This window comes from Xanthomonas sp. CFBP 8445, assembly GCF_025666235.1.
GTDB lineage: Bacteria > Pseudomonadota > Gammaproteobacteria > Xanthomonadales > Xanthomonadaceae > Xanthomonas_A > Xanthomonas_A indica.
Map to the genome: position 1 here is coordinate 4,831,812 of NZ_CP102594.1, position 15,906 is coordinate 4,847,717.

13 protein-coding genes are annotated in these 15,906 nt (G+C 70.3%); 7 read left to right on the forward strand and 6 right to left on the reverse strand.

What is annotated here, in order from left to right:
- Window positions 1-62 precede the first annotated feature (62 nt).
- The 6 genes from NUG21_RS20810 (at window position 63) to NUG21_RS20835 (ending at window position 4,624) form a co-directional block, all read left to right on the forward strand.
- Window positions 63-959 (forward strand): lipid-binding SYLF domain-containing protein, encoded by an 897-nt coding sequence (locus NUG21_RS20810; protein ID WP_263391915.1) that lies wholly within the window; start codon window positions 63-65, stop codon window positions 957-959.
- 125 nt (window positions 960-1,084) lie between these two features.
- A complete protein-coding gene (tatA, locus tag NUG21_RS20815; protein ID WP_019798768.1) occupies window positions 1,085-1,315 on the forward strand; it encodes a Sec-independent protein translocase subunit TatA in 231 nt (76 codons plus the stop codon).
- A gap of 15 nt (window positions 1,316-1,330) precedes the next feature.
- Entirely contained in the window at window positions 1,331-1,876 is a 546-nt protein-coding gene (gene tatB / locus NUG21_RS20820; protein ID WP_263391916.1) for a Sec-independent protein translocase protein TatB, read from the forward strand.
- Window positions 1,873-2,607: a twin-arginine translocase subunit TatC gene (tatC, locus tag NUG21_RS20825; protein ID WP_160947470.1), complete on the forward strand. Its 735-nt coding sequence runs from the start codon at window positions 1,873-1,875 to the stop codon at window positions 2,605-2,607. Before tatB ends, tatC begins: the two co-directional genes overlap by 4 nt.
- Before the next feature lie 608 nt (window positions 2,608-3,215).
- A complete protein-coding gene (locus tag NUG21_RS20830) occupies window positions 3,216-4,226 on the forward strand; it encodes a trypsin-like peptidase domain-containing protein (protein WP_019795930.1) in 1,011 nt (336 codons plus the stop codon).
- A 107-nt stretch (window positions 4,227-4,333) separates the two neighbouring features.
- On the forward strand, window positions 4,334-4,624 hold the full coding sequence (locus NUG21_RS20835; protein ID WP_263391917.1) for a hypothetical protein: 291 nt from the start codon (window positions 4,334-4,336) through the stop codon (window positions 4,622-4,624).
- Window positions 4,625-4,635: 11 nt separating this feature from the next.
- Here NUG21_RS20835 and NUG21_RS20840 read toward each other — a convergent pair whose 3' ends face one another.
- The 5 genes from NUG21_RS20840 to NUG21_RS20860 form a co-directional block, all read right to left on the reverse strand.
- On the reverse strand, window positions 4,636-5,529 hold the full coding sequence (locus NUG21_RS20840; protein WP_160947472.1) for a BPSS1780 family membrane protein: 894 nt from the start codon (window positions 5,527-5,529) through the stop codon (window positions 4,636-4,638).
- Between the two features lie 47 nt (window positions 5,530-5,576).
- Window positions 5,577-6,347 carry a glutamine amidotransferase gene (locus NUG21_RS20845; protein WP_160947473.1) on the reverse strand — a complete coding sequence of 257 codons (771 nt, stop codon included), beginning with the start codon at window positions 6,345-6,347 and terminating at the stop codon, window positions 5,577-5,579.
- Window positions 6,348-6,506: 159 nt separating this feature from the next.
- The gene (locus NUG21_RS20850; protein WP_263391918.1) at window positions 6,507-9,212 is read right to left on the reverse strand and encodes a bpX6 domain-containing protein; all 2,706 of its coding nucleotides are present in this window, start codon (window positions 9,210-9,212) and stop codon (window positions 6,507-6,509) included.
- Window positions 9,205-11,286 carry a hypothetical protein gene (locus NUG21_RS20855; protein WP_263391919.1) on the reverse strand — a complete coding sequence of 694 codons (2,082 nt, stop codon included), beginning with the start codon at window positions 11,284-11,286 and terminating at the stop codon, window positions 9,205-9,207. Before NUG21_RS20855 ends, NUG21_RS20850 begins: the two co-directional genes overlap by 8 nt.
- 175 nt (window positions 11,287-11,461) lie before the next feature.
- Window positions 11,462-12,583, reverse strand: coding sequence for an AAA family ATPase (locus tag NUG21_RS20860; RefSeq protein ID WP_263391920.1), 1,122 nt, complete (start codon window positions 12,581-12,583; stop codon window positions 11,462-11,464).
- A gap of 326 nt (window positions 12,584-12,909) precedes the next feature.
- Between NUG21_RS20860 and NUG21_RS20865 the strand changes: the two genes are divergently transcribed.
- Window positions 12,910-13,719: a substrate-binding domain-containing protein gene (locus NUG21_RS20865; RefSeq protein WP_263391921.1), complete on the forward strand. Its 810-nt coding sequence runs from the start codon at window positions 12,910-12,912 to the stop codon at window positions 13,717-13,719.
- Between the two features lie 318 nt (window positions 13,720-14,037).
- On the opposite strand, the gene NUG21_RS20870 is transcribed toward NUG21_RS20865, so the two are convergent.
- Window positions 14,038-15,858 (reverse strand): GspE/PulE family protein, encoded by a 1,821-nt coding sequence (locus NUG21_RS20870; RefSeq protein WP_263391922.1) that lies wholly within the window; start codon window positions 15,856-15,858, stop codon window positions 14,038-14,040.
- Window positions 15,859-15,906 lie beyond the last annotated feature (48 nt).

The window sequence follows — 15,906 nt, forward strand, 5'->3', positions numbered from 1 at the left end:
TGCCCTGTGACTAAGTTCAAGCGCTTGCAGTATCTTGCTGCGGACCTACTTCGGAGCCCGCCATGCCCCTCCTGCCGCGCCTCGCCCTGTTGTTGAGCACCCTGTTGTTCGTCGGCCACGCCGTGGCCGGCCCGGAAGAGGACGAGCGCGCCCGCAACGCGCTGCGCGTGCTGACCGACATCCAGAAGATTCCCGAGCAGGCCATTCCCGACAAGCTGCTCGACGAGGGCCGCGCCATCGTGGTGATCCCGGATACGCTCAAGGCCGGCCTGGTGATCGGCGGCCGCCGCGGCCACGGCCTGATGTCGGTCAAGCGCCCCGACGGCACCTGGTCCAACCCGGTGTTCGTCAAGCTCACCGGCGGCAGCATCGGCTTCCAGGTCGGCGTGCAGTCCTCCGACGTGGTGCTGGTGTTCCGCAACGACCGCAGCCTGGACAACATCGTCAACGGCAAGTTCACCCTCGGCGCCGATGCCGGCGTCGCCGCCGGCCCGGTGGGGCGCAACGCCGCCGCCGCCACCGACGGCCAGCTCAAGGCCGAGATCTGGTCGTGGTCGCGCGCCCGCGGTCTGTTCGCCGGCGTCGCCCTGGACGGCGCGGCGCTGCAGATCGACGATGCCGCCGACCTCAATGCCTACGGCAGCAACACCACGCCGCGGATGATCTTCGAGGGCCGCACTACCAACCGGCCGTCCAACGACATCGTCGCCTTCCGCGACAAGCTCGAGGAAGCCACCTACGCCGCGCGGCAGAGCCGCGGCACCGACAGCAACGGCAGCCCGGGCCCCGCCCCGGCACCGGGCATGCCGGCGCCGCAGCCCACGCCCGAACCGACCGCCGCGCCCGACGCCGCCGCCAGCACCGTGCCACTGCAGGGCCAGACGCCACCGGCGCAGCAGGGCTTCCAGCCGGTGTCCGACGGCGAGATCCGCACCGAGAAGCTCGACGGCGATCGCTGAGCGTTGTTCCCAACGTCACCTGTCCGTCCCGGCCTGCAGGCGCGCCTGCATGGCCGAGAGAGGTAACGCGGCGCGGCGCGGTGCGTTATCCTGCGGGTTCCTTACGACTTTTCTGCGAGCGGATCATGGGCAGTCTTAGCATCTGGCACTGGCTGGTGGTGCTGGTGATCGTGCTGCTGGTGTTCGGCACCAAGCGGCTGACGAGCGGCGCCAAGGATCTGGGCAACGCGGTCAAGGAATTCAAGAAAGGCATGCGCGACGAGGACAAGCCGGCCGGCCAGCTCGGCGACGAGACGCGCAGCAGCAGCGAGCCGTCCCGCCAGACCCAGGCCGAGCGCGACCGCGACGCGCACTGACGGGACCCCGCCGGCGTGTTCGATATCGGATTCAGCGAACTGCTGGTGATCGCGGTGGTGGCCCTGGTGGTGCTCGGCCCCGAGCGCCTGCCCAAGGCGGCGCGCTTTGCCGGGTTGTGGGTGCGTCGCGCCCGCGCGCAGTGGGACTCGGTGAAGCAGGAACTGGAACGCGAACTGGAAGCCGAGGAACTCAAGCGCAGCCTGCACGACGTGCAGAGTTCGCTGCGCCAGGCCGAGACCCAGTTTCGCGACGGCAGCGAGGAACTGCACCGGCAGACCGAGGCACTGCGCCGCGAGATCGATCCGAACCCGCCGGTAGCGCCTACGGACAACGCGCCGACCGTCGCGCCGCCAGCGGCCACAGCCACGACCGACACCTCTACTGCGTACGTCGCCGACACGGCCACGCCCCCGCCGACGACCTCGACGACCTCGACGACGCCCGCAGCGTCCGTGCTGCCGGCCGCCGCGCGCGGTGCAGCCGCGCCGCATCCGGCACCCGGCGCCGCGACCGCGCACACCGGCCAGCCGCCCTCCCTTGATCCGGAGGCGCCGCGATGAACGTCGAAGCCGAGAGCAGCCTGATCGAACACCTGATCGAACTGCGCGCGCGGCTGATGCGCGCGCTGATCGGCCTGGGCGTGGTGGTGGTGGCGCTGCTGCCCTTCTCCAAGCGCCTGTACTCCTGGCTGGCCGAGCCGATGCTGGCGCAGTTGCCGGTGGGCCAGAGCGTGATCGCCACGCACCCGGCCGGCGCGGTCATCGCCCCGCTCAAGCTGGCGTTCTTCCTGGCCCTGTTCGTGTCCGCGCCGTGGCTGCTGTACCAGGCCTGGGCCTTCGTCGCCCCCGGCCTGTACCAGCGCGAGAAGCGCCTGGCGCTGCCGCTGCTGGCCTCGGCGGTACTGCTGTTCTACCTCGGCTGCGGCTTCGCCTATTTCCTGGTGCTGCCGGCGGTGTTCCACTTCCTGACCACGTTCAAGCCGGACGTGATCCAGCTCACCCCCGATGCCGGTGCCTACCTGGATTTCGTCCTGGCGATCTTCTTCGCCTTCGGCGCCAGCTTCGAGCTGCCGGTGGCACTGGTGATCCTCGCCCTGCTCGGCTGGGTGACCCCGCAGCAACTGCGTGAGGGCCGCGGCTACGCGGTGGTCGGTATTTTTGTGCTGGCCGCCGTGCTGACCCCGCCGGACGTGGTCTCGCAACTGATGCTGGCGATCCCGATGTGCCTGCTGTACGAACTGGGCATCGTGGCATCAAGCTGGCTGGTGTCGAGCCAAGCGCGCACGCAGTAACCGCATGCTGCAGTCCGACCGCCCGACCCGGTGCGGTGATCTGGGATGCAAACTACGGCACGACCCGTAGTGGGTGACGTATAAAGTCCCCACGGGCAACTGCGCCGTCATTGCGAAACAGCAACGGATGCCCCCTGAGGGCCGCGAATAAACCCAAGGAAGGTGCCGCGTGCGAATGACTGCCGGTGCACAGGACCAAGACCATTCCCTTGAGCGCATGCTGATCGCCCGTGCGCGGGTGCTGTCGCTTGCGCGACGACGTGATCTAGGAATCCAGCGGTGCGATGCGCTTCCACAGCGCGGCGCGGGCCGCGTTGCGGCGCGCCATTCCCCGCCATTTCGCCAACGCCGCGCCTGAGTAGAGAGATGTGTTGTCGGCTCGTGGCCGGCGCCGGATCGCGCGATCCGCGCACACGGCGTCGGAGCCGCATCCGATCACAGCAGCATCGGCACCGGGCCGCACCCGGCCCTGCCGACACGGCCATGGAAGACCGTCTTCATGGCGGTGGCACTCGCGCCGCCGCCCCCTGTCCCTGACGGACAGGCAAGCCGGCAGAGCGCAGGACGTCGCTCACGACCGGCATCGCTCGCAATGAAGCAGTATCCCAATGACCAAGGAGTACGTCATGAAACGTCTGGCTGCACTGGGATTTACCTTGCTGGTATCGACAGCGGCGACCGCGGCGGTCGCAGGTACGCCATCGTTCCAGAAACAGGGCGGGAAAGCGAAGTTCATCAACGGCGACAATCTGGTGACCGGCGTGTACGCGGAGACGGCCACCCCGGCGGACACGCGCTTGCAGAGCCCGCAACAGAAGGCCGCCGGCCTGAGCGCGGTGATGGTCACCCGCAATGGCGACCAATACGTCTCGTCGGCAAGCGCGGAGGACGTGGCGCTCTTCGAGGAGGCGATCAAGGCGATGGAACTGCTCGGCCGCCTGCCGCACTCCGTGCCCGGCACGCCGCCGACGCGCCCCACCGGCGATGGTGCCGGCCGCGCCGTCCCCAACGTGGTGATCGGGACCGACGAACGGGTCCAGGTGACCACCACCACCAACGCCCCGTACTGGCACATCGGGCGCATAGGCATCGGCTGCACCGGAACGCTGATCGGACCCAAACACGTCCTGACCGCCGGCCACTGCGTGTCCGACGGCGCTGGCAATTGGTATTCCAGCCTCGACTTCACCGTGGCCCAGAACGGCAGCTACCAGCCGTGGGGAACGGCGACGTGGGCGCGTGCCATCACCACGACGGCGTGGCTCAACAACGGCGACAGCAACTACGACTATGCGCTGATCGTCCTGAGCACTGCTCCCCATGGCGGGAATGCAGGCTGGGGCACCTACTCCGGAGGCACCCATACCATCACCGGATACCCGGGCGACAAGCCGTTCGGAACGATGTGGAGTGCGTCCGGCGGTGTCTCGACCAGCGGCTCGTACAGGCTCTGCTACACCATCGACACCAGCGGCGGCAACAGCGGAAGCGGCATCTACGACAGCGGCTACGTGGTCCGCGGCGTCCACACGACCGGCTCGTCGAGCCAAAACTGCGGGACGCGGCTGACCAGTACCGTCTTCAACACGCTGCAGAACTGGATCGCCGACAACCCGTGACGAGCGCCCGCTCCCGATCCTGAGTGCCATCGCCGTGGTGCTGCGGAGGACTGCGCACCACGGCTTACGCCGAACCGACGATGCGAGAGGAGTTGCAGATGAGACGAATGCTTGCCGCGACGCTGATCCTGGTGGCGGGCTGCAGCCTCGGCAGCGGGCCGGCCGCGAATCGCGAGCCGCTGGAGTCCACGCTGATTGTCGGCAGCGCGCAATCCCCGGACCCTGTGCTGGCTCGGGTCATGGAACTGAAGGAGCGAGGCGTGGTGGAGGGCGTCGTGGTGTACGAATCGTTCCCGGTGCGGATCCGCCTACGCGCGCCCAGGCGGGTGATCGACGAACTGGAGGCGATGCCACGGGCGGCCCAGAGCGCTCCCGGCGACCGCAGCGGCCGTCGCTGAACCTGCCGCGATCAGGCTTCGATGACGTTCGGTGGCGGCGCCACGGCCGCCGCATCGCCGGCGTGCACGAACATCTGCTTCCAGGCCGCGTACACGATCCCGGCCAGCACCGGCATCAGCAGCGCCATCAGCAGCAACTGCGCGACCAGCGCCGCCACCGCGGTGCCGACGAGGAACTGCAGCACCAGCATCACCACGGTCAGCGCGAAATAGAACGCGAACATGGCCAGGAAGGCGAGGACGAAGAACACCAGCATCGCCGGCAGGTTGTGCAGGCAGGCGCGCAGGCCGTGACCGATGGCGGCGATGCCGTTGCGGCCGTCGAACATCACCTGCGGCGCGAACAGGAACAGGGTCAGCGCCACCGCCACGAACCCCACCGCCACCAGCATCAGCCACAGCAGGATGCGCAGCGCCGGCAGGGTCGCGACCAGTTGCTCCACCTGCAGCGGATCCGGCTGCGCGCCGGACTGGCCCAGCTCGTTGAGCTTGTTCATCACCGTGGTCAACTGCATCCACCCGTCCGGGCCGATCACCACCACCGCCAGCAGGGCCAGCGCCAGTCCGACCACCACCTGCGGCAACAGCGCCACCAGCAGGTTCGGCGTGCGGCCGCCCTGCAGGCCCTGCAGCAGGTGCGCCGGCTCGGCACTGCGGCCCTGGTCGACCTCGCGCACGGCCCACACCAGCCCGCCGAACAGCAGCGGCCCGGCCAGGCCCATCAGCAGTTGCGCCAGCATGCCCAGGGTCGGGTTGAGCACGCCCAGGAACAGGGCGATCAGCGCCGTCAGCCCCCAGATCAGTCCGAGCCGGCCCAGTGCCCATGGCGCCCGCCGCAGCAGGGACATGCCGGCCAACAGCCATTCCGCGCCGGCCGAGGCCGGCAGCTTGCGAATCTCGATCATTGCCAATCCGAAGTGGGGGACGCCGTACAGCGCGGCGACTGCACAGATTATCGCGGTTTTGCCTGGCCGCTGCTGTGCTGCCCGCGTGCGTGCTGAACGAAGCGCCGCAACAGTTTGCGCGCCAGCGGCGCGGCGCTGACCTCGCGGGCGATGGTACGGGCGCAGCGTCCGGCGCTGCGTAGACAGTCGGCACGCGCCTGCACGTAGCCGCGCATGTGGTGGGTGGCGAACTCCGGATGGAACTGCAGGCCCCAGGTCGCCTCGCCCCAGCGGAACGCATGGCACTGGTCCTGCGCCGAGCGCGCCAGCACCGTGGCGCCGGCCGGCGCGCGCAGCACCGTCTGCAGATGCGTGGCATGCGCGGGGAAGCGCGCCGGCAGGCCGGCGAACAGCGGATCCTCGGCCGCGGGCGGATGCAGTTCGATGTGCACGGTGCCCGATTCGCGCCCGGCCGGGTTGTAGGCCACCTCCCCGCCCAGCGCGTGCGCCAGCAGCTGGTGGCCGTAGCAGATGCCCAGCAGCGGCGTGCCGTCCTCGGCGGCCTCGCGCAGCCAGGCCGCCGAGCGCTCGCTCCAGTCGGCCCGGTCGGTGACGAACGCCGCCGAGCCGGTGACGATCACCCCGGCGAAGTCGCCCCGCGCCGGCAAGGCCTCGCCGGCGGCGACATTGGCCACGACCGTGTCGCCCTCGGCCAGGCCGGCGGCGACCCGGATCCAGTGCGGGAAGCGCCCGTAGCGCCGCATCGTCGCCACCGGTTCACCGGTCTCGAGGATCAGGAAGGGCGCAGCACGGCGACGGACGGAAGAAGCCAACGGCATGGTGGGATTCTAGACGGCGTCCCCGTGGATTGTTCAAGCCCGAGCGGCGGTGGCGGCATAGCCATATAACTGGCGATCATGAGTACGACCGGCCGTCGGCGGCGGTCGTCTCGCAGTGCCATGGCTTGGCGGGCCGCCTCGCGAGGGAGCCGGGGTTTGTCACTGCAGCGTCAGCGGATGCGCCAGCGACAGCGCCAGGTCGACGTCCAGCAGGCGGCCGTCCGCCCCATGCAGCAGCAGGTGCCCCGGTTGCTCGCGCACGCCCAGAGTCAGACCGGCGGGGGCTTCCAGCGTGGCGATGCACGCGGCATCGGCCAGGCGCACGACGAAGTAGCGGCTGCAATCGGCCTGATGGACGCCAACCAGCATGCCCTGCTCGAGCGGGACGAACTGTTCGCCCAGGATCGACTGCGCCTGCACCCGCGGCAGCACGCAGGCGCGCTCGCCGCTGCCATCGTGATAGACCAGGGCGACCTCCTCGTTCGGACGCGGTTCCAACTGCGGCACCTGCATCGCTCCGCAGCGATGCGGCATGACCGGCACGCCGTCCTGCAGGACGTTATCGTCGCGCCCGCGCAGGCGCCGGTGCGGCAAGGCATAGGTCCAATCCTGCACCGTGGCGCCGGTACGCACCAGGAACATTTCGCAGTCGGCAAAGAAGCCTGCAGACACGATCGGACCCGGCAGGTCGCCGACATGCCACAGCACCTCGCCCAGACCCTTGCCGACATCGAGCACCAGGATGCGATCGTCCACCACCACGGTCCAACCGGTCCCGTTGAGCGTGGAAGCAGCGAACTGCAAGGCCATGACGCCGAGGTCGACGCTGCTGCGGGTCGCCAGGTCCAGGCGCGCGATCCGCGCGACCCGCTCGCGCGGCGCCACCGCCAGCGCCATCTGCCCGCTTGCCGCCAGCACCAGGCGGTAGGCCGGCACCGCATTGCGCTGGACCACCCGCCCGCGCGCATCCAGCACGGCTGTGCCGGCTTCGCCGAAAGCGACCAGGTAGTGCCGGTCGGGCAGGACCGCCGCATCGTGGATCGTCTGCAGGCCGGCAGCGGGCAACGGCAGGTCCAGGGCTGCGTCCCGACGCCAGAACGGCGTCGGACGGATGGCCTGCGCGACGCGCCAGGGCGGCATGTCGCTCTTGAGGCAGGGATCGGCCGCCACTTTCAGCAGCCGGTCCAGATCGCTGCGTCCCATGCCGTTGCGGCCGGCGCTGCAGTCGGCGGCAAGCGCGGGCAGCACGCAGGCCGCCAGCCGCCGCAGTGCGGCGCCGTCGCCGCCAATGGCGAGCAAGGCGCTCGCCAGCACCGCCCGTGGAAACGGGTCGGCCGCCGGATCGGCCAATGCCGCGATCCGGTCCGCGTACTGCTGCAACGTGTCCGGCAACAGGTTGGCACGCTGCACCAGCGCGCGCGCCGACAGTCCAGCGCCGCCCCGTTCGGCGGCAAGCAGCCACTGCAGCGCGAGATCGCGCGATGCATGCAGCGACCAAACCACGTCGACCGCTTCCAGCCAATGCCCACCTTCGACCAGGGCATGCCCCCATTCCAGGCGCAATTGCGCCGCCAACGCTGGATGGGCGGCCTGCAGCTGCGCCACCGCCTCGGCGAAGGCATGGTCGCGCCGCGCCACCTGGATCGCACGGCGCACGTCGCCGGCCAGCATCAGCAGCCGGATGATCAGGCCCGGAGGCATGTCCCAGCCCATGGCCAGTTCGGCGGCCTGTGCGTGGCGCCCATGGTCGACGAGGTAATCCAGGGCTTCCTGCCGCGCGTTGAGCAGTTCGGCCAGGACGAACACGGCTTCGTCGATGCGGCCCTTGCGGTCGAGTGCGGCGAACGCCTGGCGGTACATGCGCCGCAGGTAGGCGGTCAGGTCATCGCCCAACTGCAGGTCGGCGCCCTGCCCCGGGCGCTGGGACAGCTGCAGGTGCGCGCGCCGGCCCGGCGTACCGAACGCCTGCCCGAGCGACTGCCCGGCCGCATCCAGCGGCAGCGCGTTGCGCAGGGCTTCATCCAGGTCGCCGCGTTCGAACATCGCCATCATGCGCCGCAGATAGGCGCCATGCCGATAGCCGATCAGCTTGCCCAGCCGACTGATCGCCGCCAGCCGCGCGAGGCGGTCGCGCCAGGCGCTGGGGCGACTGGGTGCGCGGCCGCGCGCGTGGATGCCGCCAGCGTCCGACGGTGCGGCCTGCGTCGTCGCCGATCGCGGCAGCAGGCGTGCTAGCAGGGCCGCCAGCCCACCCAGCATGCGTTCGCGCACCGCTGCAATGCCGTCGCGCTTCGCCGCTGCCGACCGCGCCTGGGTCATGGCCTGCAGGAACGCCTCGCCCTCCGCGCTGCGCGGCTGGATGGCCTGGCCAAGTACGCCGCGCACGTCCTTGCCCTGCAATTGCGCCACGTCCAGCTGCGGCAGCGCCACACTGCAATCGTAGGGTTCCAGCACCCGGTACGCATCCAGCACGATCGCTTCGGACAGATCGAGCAGCGTGCCCTGATCGAAGCGCAGCCCCAGCATGGCGCCACCTGCGACCAGGCCGATCTCGATGATCGGCAAGGCCACCCGCTCCGCTTCGGTCAATGGCGCCGAGGACAGGATCCCCAGCAGGCGCCGCAGCGGCACCGCGTCCAGCGTATCGCACTGAAACGGCTGCGGGTGGGCGAAGCACAGGACGTCGCCTTCGGCGAACCGATAGGCGCGGCAGCCCGGGTGCCATGCGGCCAGCATGCGCGCGCAGCGCACCGGCGCCGGTAGCAGGCGGTGCGGCCACCACAGGCCGTCGAGCGGCTGCCAGCCGCGCCAGACCGGATCGCGTACCGCAGCTGCGCTGGGCGTGGCACTCGTCAGTTCAGCCATCGCGGTCGTCCCCACGCTGTCCCTGCGCACGCAGCATCACGCGGCGTCCGCCATCGCCCAGCACCAGCAATTGCCCGGTCAGATCGAGCACGGCGACCTTGCTGCCATCCGGCGCCACCGAGACGGCGCTGATGTCGGCGATGGCCTGGTGCACGATCTCCTGACCATGTTCGCCGAGCGCGATCAAGGTGCGCCGGTTCGGTCGCAGCAGTAACAGCAGGCTGCGTTCCGGGTGGTGCGGGTCCTCCACCAATCCCACCACTTTGCCGCCGCCGGGAAGCCGCAATTCCAGTTCGGCAAACCCGTTCTCGGGTCCACCCTGGTACAACCGATAGACCCCGCCCTCGTTGCGCTGATCGCGCAATTCCAGGCAAATGCCGCCACACCATTCGCCATCGTGCAGTCGCCCACGCAGCATCAGCTGGGCCGGTCGGGCCGGCACCGCCAGTGTGGTCAGCAGCCCGATCTTGCCTTCGCGGTATAGGTAGTTCAGGCGCAATTGGCCGGCTTCATGGCGCACATACAGCAGCCGCTTCGCGTCGAGCGGCTGCATCGCCAGCACATGCTCGTCCAGCTTCACGTGCGCAGGCATGTCGCGCCCCGGGCGGGTGCTGGCGTTGGTCCACGACAGCAGGCGCCCGGCACTGTCCAGGATCACCATCCGCTGCGTCTGTGGCCTGCGGGCGCCGTCCCGGAGCCAGGCGCACTGCAGCCAGCGCGCGGTGCCGGGCGCTGCGGCGAATGCCTCGGCCGGCGGCCGCGCAACCGGCCAGAAATCCGGCATCTTCCAGAAAGACAACAGCCCGTCCTGGGTGGCCACCACGCCGACGAATTCCTTGTTGGCGATCGTCCCGCACAGCAGCTCGCCCTCGGCGGGCCATGCGCTGTAGCGCGGCTTCAGCGTCTTGCGCCCGCCCTCGTCGGCGATCTTCAGCAGCACCGACTCGTGCGTGCCGGCCAGCGGCAGCGCCAGATACTTGCCGTCTATGCTGAACAGCGGCGGTTGCCGCAGCGACAGCCGTCCTTTCAGGGTCTGCGCGGCCGGCACATCCATGGGTGCCGGCGCGGCGACGAACTCGCCGCGCAACAGCCGCGCCGCGGTCCGCGCGTTGGGCAGGGCCAGAACCAGCGCGCGGCGCCCCTGTGGCGTCCTGATCGACACCGACAAGCACTCGTCGAAGCGCTGACGGGTCTGGACTTGGCGATCGCCTGGGCCGGCGACGGCGTCATCGGCGCTCATCCACCAGCATTCGCTGCCGGCGTGGCCAGCGCCGGCCAGATACGCCCGCCAGGCCATGCGGTCGGCCTCGCTGGTCAGGTCGTGGGTGCGGGCCTGCAACAACGCGCGCAACGCGTCCGGTGTGTCCGCGGCGCGCATCTCGCCCGGCCGCTGCAGCACGCCCCAGGCGAAGCGTGCGCCTGCCGCCTGCGCACGGCGCGCCAGCAGGATCCACATCGCCACGTGCAGCAGGCGCATGGCGCCACGCTGTGCCGGGCCGGCATCGAACAGCGCAAGGACCAGTGCGTCGCTGCGTGGCCGGGTGAGCTTCGGCGCGAGGAACAGGTGTTCGTGGTGTGCGGCACGGCGCAGGAATTCGTCGGGCAGCAGCTCGGCAAAGGCCCACTCGCTCAAGAGCAGACGGTCGTAGGCACCGCGGCGGCGCAGATCGTCGATCCCGTCCGCAACGGCGGCGCCATGCTGCAGGCGCGCGCTGCCGCGACCGAGCAGCGGATCCAGCCGCAGCAGCCAGGCGCCAACCATGGTCGCGATCTCCGCATCGAACCATGCCAGCCATGCATGCCATGGCTGCAACGCCGGTGGCAGGGGCAGCACCGCACTCATGCCGCCCAGCGCCGACGGATCTGCTCCAGCACCGTCGCACTGGCCGGCAGCAACCGTTGTAACGGCACCATCACCGCCGGCGTGGGCAACAACAGCCAGGGCGAGTCGGGATGCGGGCGCGCCACGGCCCTGGCCAGCAGATCCAGAGCGATCTGTGGGCGCTGGTTGGTCGGCAGCCAGAGCGACGGCGCCTCCGCGCGCGGCGCGATGTACAGCGCTCCGTCCACCCATGGCAGCCGCGCCTCGGGACCGGTCAGCACTATCAGGTCATTGCTGGCGGCGACCATCAGCGCATCCGGCTGCGCGCTGCGCGCGATCCGCTCTAGCAGACGCTGTGCGCATTCGCGGCCCGCACCGACCACGCCCTGCGCCGGTGGCGGCGCCGGATCGTCCTGCCACGCCCAGGTCATGCGCTGGCGCCGATCCGCTCGATCAGGCGCGCCCGTACGAGGGCGAGCGTCTCCGGCAGAGAGGCCGGGGTGAAATTGGCATCGATCTCGCGCAATAGTGCCTCGGCGCTGGGCGCTGCGCCCGCGTCGGTACCGGCCAGGCACTGCTGGGCGCTCTCAAGCAGTCGAGCCACCCGCGACAGCGGCTGCAGTGCCGCCTGTTCCGCCGCCGCGCGCAGCGTCGGATTGGCGGCCAGCGCCAAGGTGTCGCGCAGCGCATCCTGTGCGGCGGCCTGCGCCTCGCGTGTGGGCATGACGTAGAACAGCGGCCACAGATCGGCCTCGGTCGCGACGTTGCGCCCTGCCAGCACGGCGGCCGCCGCGACCAGCCGCTGGGTCTTGACGATGCGCCGATCCGACAGCGCCAGACCGGCCGCGCGCAATGTCCGGATCGCCTGCGCCAGCAGCTGGCGGGCATCGTCCATCCGCACCTGCCGCACCTGCGCGGCCAGGCGGTCCAGGTCGGCCAGGTCGGCGGCGGGCGTCACCGCGCTGCGCTCGGCCTGCCAGCCGCCGGCCAGCAGGGCCTCCAGTTGATGATCGGGTACCGCATCGACGAACACGTGCAGCAGGAAGCGGTCGGCGAACGCCGCCAGCGCCTCGTCCTCGGGCAGTGCATTGGCCGCACCCACGCAGATCCGCAGCGGGCAGGCCAGATCGGTGTGGCCGCGGCGGAAGCGGCGTTCGTTCAACACGCCCAGCAAGGTATTGAGGATGGCGGTCGAACCCAGGAACACCTCGTCGAGAAACGCGACGTCGGCCTCCGGCAGCATGCCGGCGACATCGGTTTCGACCACGCCCTCGCGCAACTTGCGCAGATCGACCGGACCGAACAGTTCGGATGGCTCGGTGAACCGGCCCAGCAAGTACTCGAAGTAGCGACCGCCAAGCGCGGTGGCGACGCGCCGGACCACCGCGCTCTTGGCGGTGCCGGGCGGGCCGACGATCAACAGGTGCTCTTGGGCGATCGCCGCCAGCACCATCAGTTCGGCCAGTTGCTCGCGTTCGATCAGACCGGCGGTGGCGGAACGGACGGCCTCGCGGACGCGGGCGGCGGCAGATGCGGTGGTGGTGGACATGCAGGCGATCGGCAGGGTGCGCCATGCGTGGCGCTACACGCCACGGCACACAGGACGGAGGGTTCGAATGCACTCTAGAACAATCCGATGACGGCGAACACCGCGACCGCCGCACTGCGTGCAATGGCGGCGCGCGTTCCTGTTCCTGGTCCGACGACGACGGGCGGCAATGGCGCGACCAAGGCGGTGCCGCGCATTGCCGTGTGTGGATCGCTCTGACGATCTGGCACGGCACGCGGCCAGGTTCCGATGCACCAGCAGCGGCTTCCCATCCGCTTCAGCGCGGATCGCGCAGGCTGTCGCTCTTTCCCCCTGGCAGGTTCGCGATGCGCAGTTCCCTGATTCCATTGACCCTGGCCGCGCTGCTGCTGGCGTCCGCCTCGGCGGCAGCGGTGCCGGAAGCCGGCAGGCCCGCCCAGCCCACGACGCTGACGGTGCTCAGTTCCGGCGGCATCATGGGCGCGATCCGCGCCGTCGCGCCCGAGTACGAGCGGGCCACGGGCGTAAAGCTGCAGATCGAGGCGGCGCCGTCGATGGGCGACACCCCACAGGCGATTCCCAACCGCCTCGCCCGCCACGAGCCGGCGGACGTGCTGCTGATGGTCGGTGCGGCGCTCGACAAGCTCGTTGCCAGCGGCCAGGCTCGCCCCGCCAGCCGCGTGGACCTGGGCGAGTCCTACATCGCCATGGCGGTCAAACGGGGCGCGCCCGAGCCGGACATCTCCACCATGGACGCCTTCCGCAAGACCCTGCTGGACAGCCGCTCGGTGGCCTATTCCGACAGCGCCAGCGGCGTCTACCTGTCGCGCACGCTGTTCCCGCGGATGCGGCTCGGCGACGGCTTCGCCGCCAAGGCACGGATGATTCCCGCCGAGCCGGTGGGCTCGGTGGTCGCGCGTGGCGAGGCGCAACTGGGCTTCCAGCAATTGAGCGAACTCAAGCCGGTCCCCGGCATCACCATCGTCGGCCTGATCCCCAAGCAGGCGCAGCAGATGACGCTGTATTCCGGCGCCGTCGCCACCGCCAGCACGCAGCCGCAGGCGGCGCAGGCGCTGCTGGAGTACCTGGCGTCCCCGGCGGCTGCCCAGGCGATTGCCGATAGCGGGCTGACGCCGCTCGCCGGGAAGAAGAAATAGCCGCAGGACGGATCGCGGCGCTGCGTCCGGCATCCTCGTCCGACGCGTGGGCGGCGCGCATCGTTGCCCATTGTGCGGTTTGGCGCGACACACCGTGATCCCGTAGGAGCGGCTTCAGCCGCGACGGGCGTTCCCGGGAACGCTTGGTCGCGGCTGAAGCCGCTCCTACAGGTGCGCCAGCCATCGCGATGATGGGACTGGGGTGGGAGCGTCGGGATGGGGGAGCGCGTCCGGCGCGCAGTGAGACGCCTCCGCAAGCGACATCGGGCGCGCAGCTGCCGCACGAAGAGACCAACGCCAACCGCGCCTCCTGCCCACTCACTCCCGCGGCGGCAGCACCGACAGCACTTCCTCGATGGTGGTCAGTCCGGCGGCCACCTTTTCCAGGCCGGCGCGGCGCAGCGTGCGCACGCCCTCGTCCTGGGCGGCGCGGCTGAAACCGGCCAGGTCCATGTCGGCGCGGATCAGGGTGCGCAGGCGCGGAGTCACCGGCAGCAGTTCGTACAGGCCCACGCGGCCCAGGTAACCGGTGCGGCGGCATTCCAGGCAGCCGACCGGGGCGTAGGGCTGCAGCGGCTCGGGCAAGGCCTCGCCCGGGTCGCGCAACGCGTCCCACTCGTGCGGCTCCAGCGTGTGCGGCCGCTTGCAGTGGCCGCACAGGGTGCGCACCAGCCGCTGCGCCAGCACGCCGTTGAGGGTGGAGGCGACCAGGTAGTGCGGCACGCCCAGGTCGAGCAGGCGGGTGATCGCCGAGGGCGCGTCGTTGGTGTGCAGGGTCGACAGCACCAGGTGTCCGGTCAGCGAGGCCTGCACCGCCATCTGCGCGGTTTCCAGGTCGCGGATTTCGCCGATCATGATGATGTCCGGGTCCTGCCGCAGCAGGGTGCGCACGCCGCTGGCGAAGTCCAGGTCGATGTTGGGCTGCACTTGCATCTGGTTGAATTCGGTGGCGATCATCTCGATCGGATCCTCCACGCTGCATACGTTCACGTCCGGCGTGGCCAGGCGCTTGAGCGTGGAATACAGCGTGGTGGTCTTGCCCGAGCCGGTGGGGCCGGTGACCAGCACGATGCCGTGCGGGCGCTCCACCAGCGCGTTCCAGCCCGCCGCTTCCTGCGCGCTGAAGCCGAGCTGGTCCACGCTCTTGAACGCCGCATCAGGGTCGAAGATGCGCATCACGCACTTCTCGCCGAACGCGGTGGGCATGGTCGACAGGCGCATCTCGGTCTCGCGCCCGCCCGGCGAGCGGGTCTTGATGCGCCCGTCCTGCGGGCGCCGCCGCTCGGCCAGGTCCATGCGCCCGAGCACCTTGATGCGGCTGACGATGGCGGTCATCACCGCCGGCGGCACTTCCAGCACCTTGTGCAGCACGCCGTCGATGCGGAAGCGCATGCGCCCGGCCTCGCGCCGCGGCTCCAGATGGATGTCGCTGGCGCGCTGCTCGTAGGCGTACTGCAGCAGCCAGTCGACGATGTGCACGATGTGGTGGTCGTCGGCGTTGACGTCGCCGCCGCGGCCCAGTTCCACCAGTTGCTCGAAGCTGGGCAGGCCGCTGCTCTGCTCGGTGCGCCCGTCCTTGGCGCCGCGCACCGAGCGGGTCACGCCGAAGAACTCCATCGTGTAGCGATGCAGGTCCAGCGGGTTGACCACCACCACTTCGATGCGGCGCCGCGCCAGGTGCTGCACGTCGCCGAGCCAGTCCAGCGCCAGCGGTTCGCTGGTCGCCACCAGCAGGCGCTCGGGCTGCAGCGCGAGCGGCAGGATGCGGTGGCGGCGCGCGTAGGCGTGCGAAACCACGCCGGTGACCGCGGCCACGTCGACCCGGGTCGGATCGATGCGCAGGTAGCGCAGGCCGCAGCGCTGCGCCAGCCATTCGGTCAGCCGCTCCAGGCTCAGCTCGCTGCCCGGCGGGCGGGTCGCGGCCAGTTTCAGGTTGGACAGCAGCACCAGCGGATGCACGTCGCTGACGGTGCGCGCGGTCTGCGCCGAGAACTGCACGCGGCCGCGTTCGGCCGGTGCGACCAGGCCGTCGGCGAGCAGCGCCGCGGCTACGCGCTCGAAGCTCAGCCGGCCCGGCGGCAACGCCACGGTGGGTTCGGCGGGCAACGACGCGGGCGGCGCGGCAGGGCGCGAGTCCATGGTCCAGGTCCGGTGCGCGGAAGTCCCCGCGAGTCGGTCGCTATACTA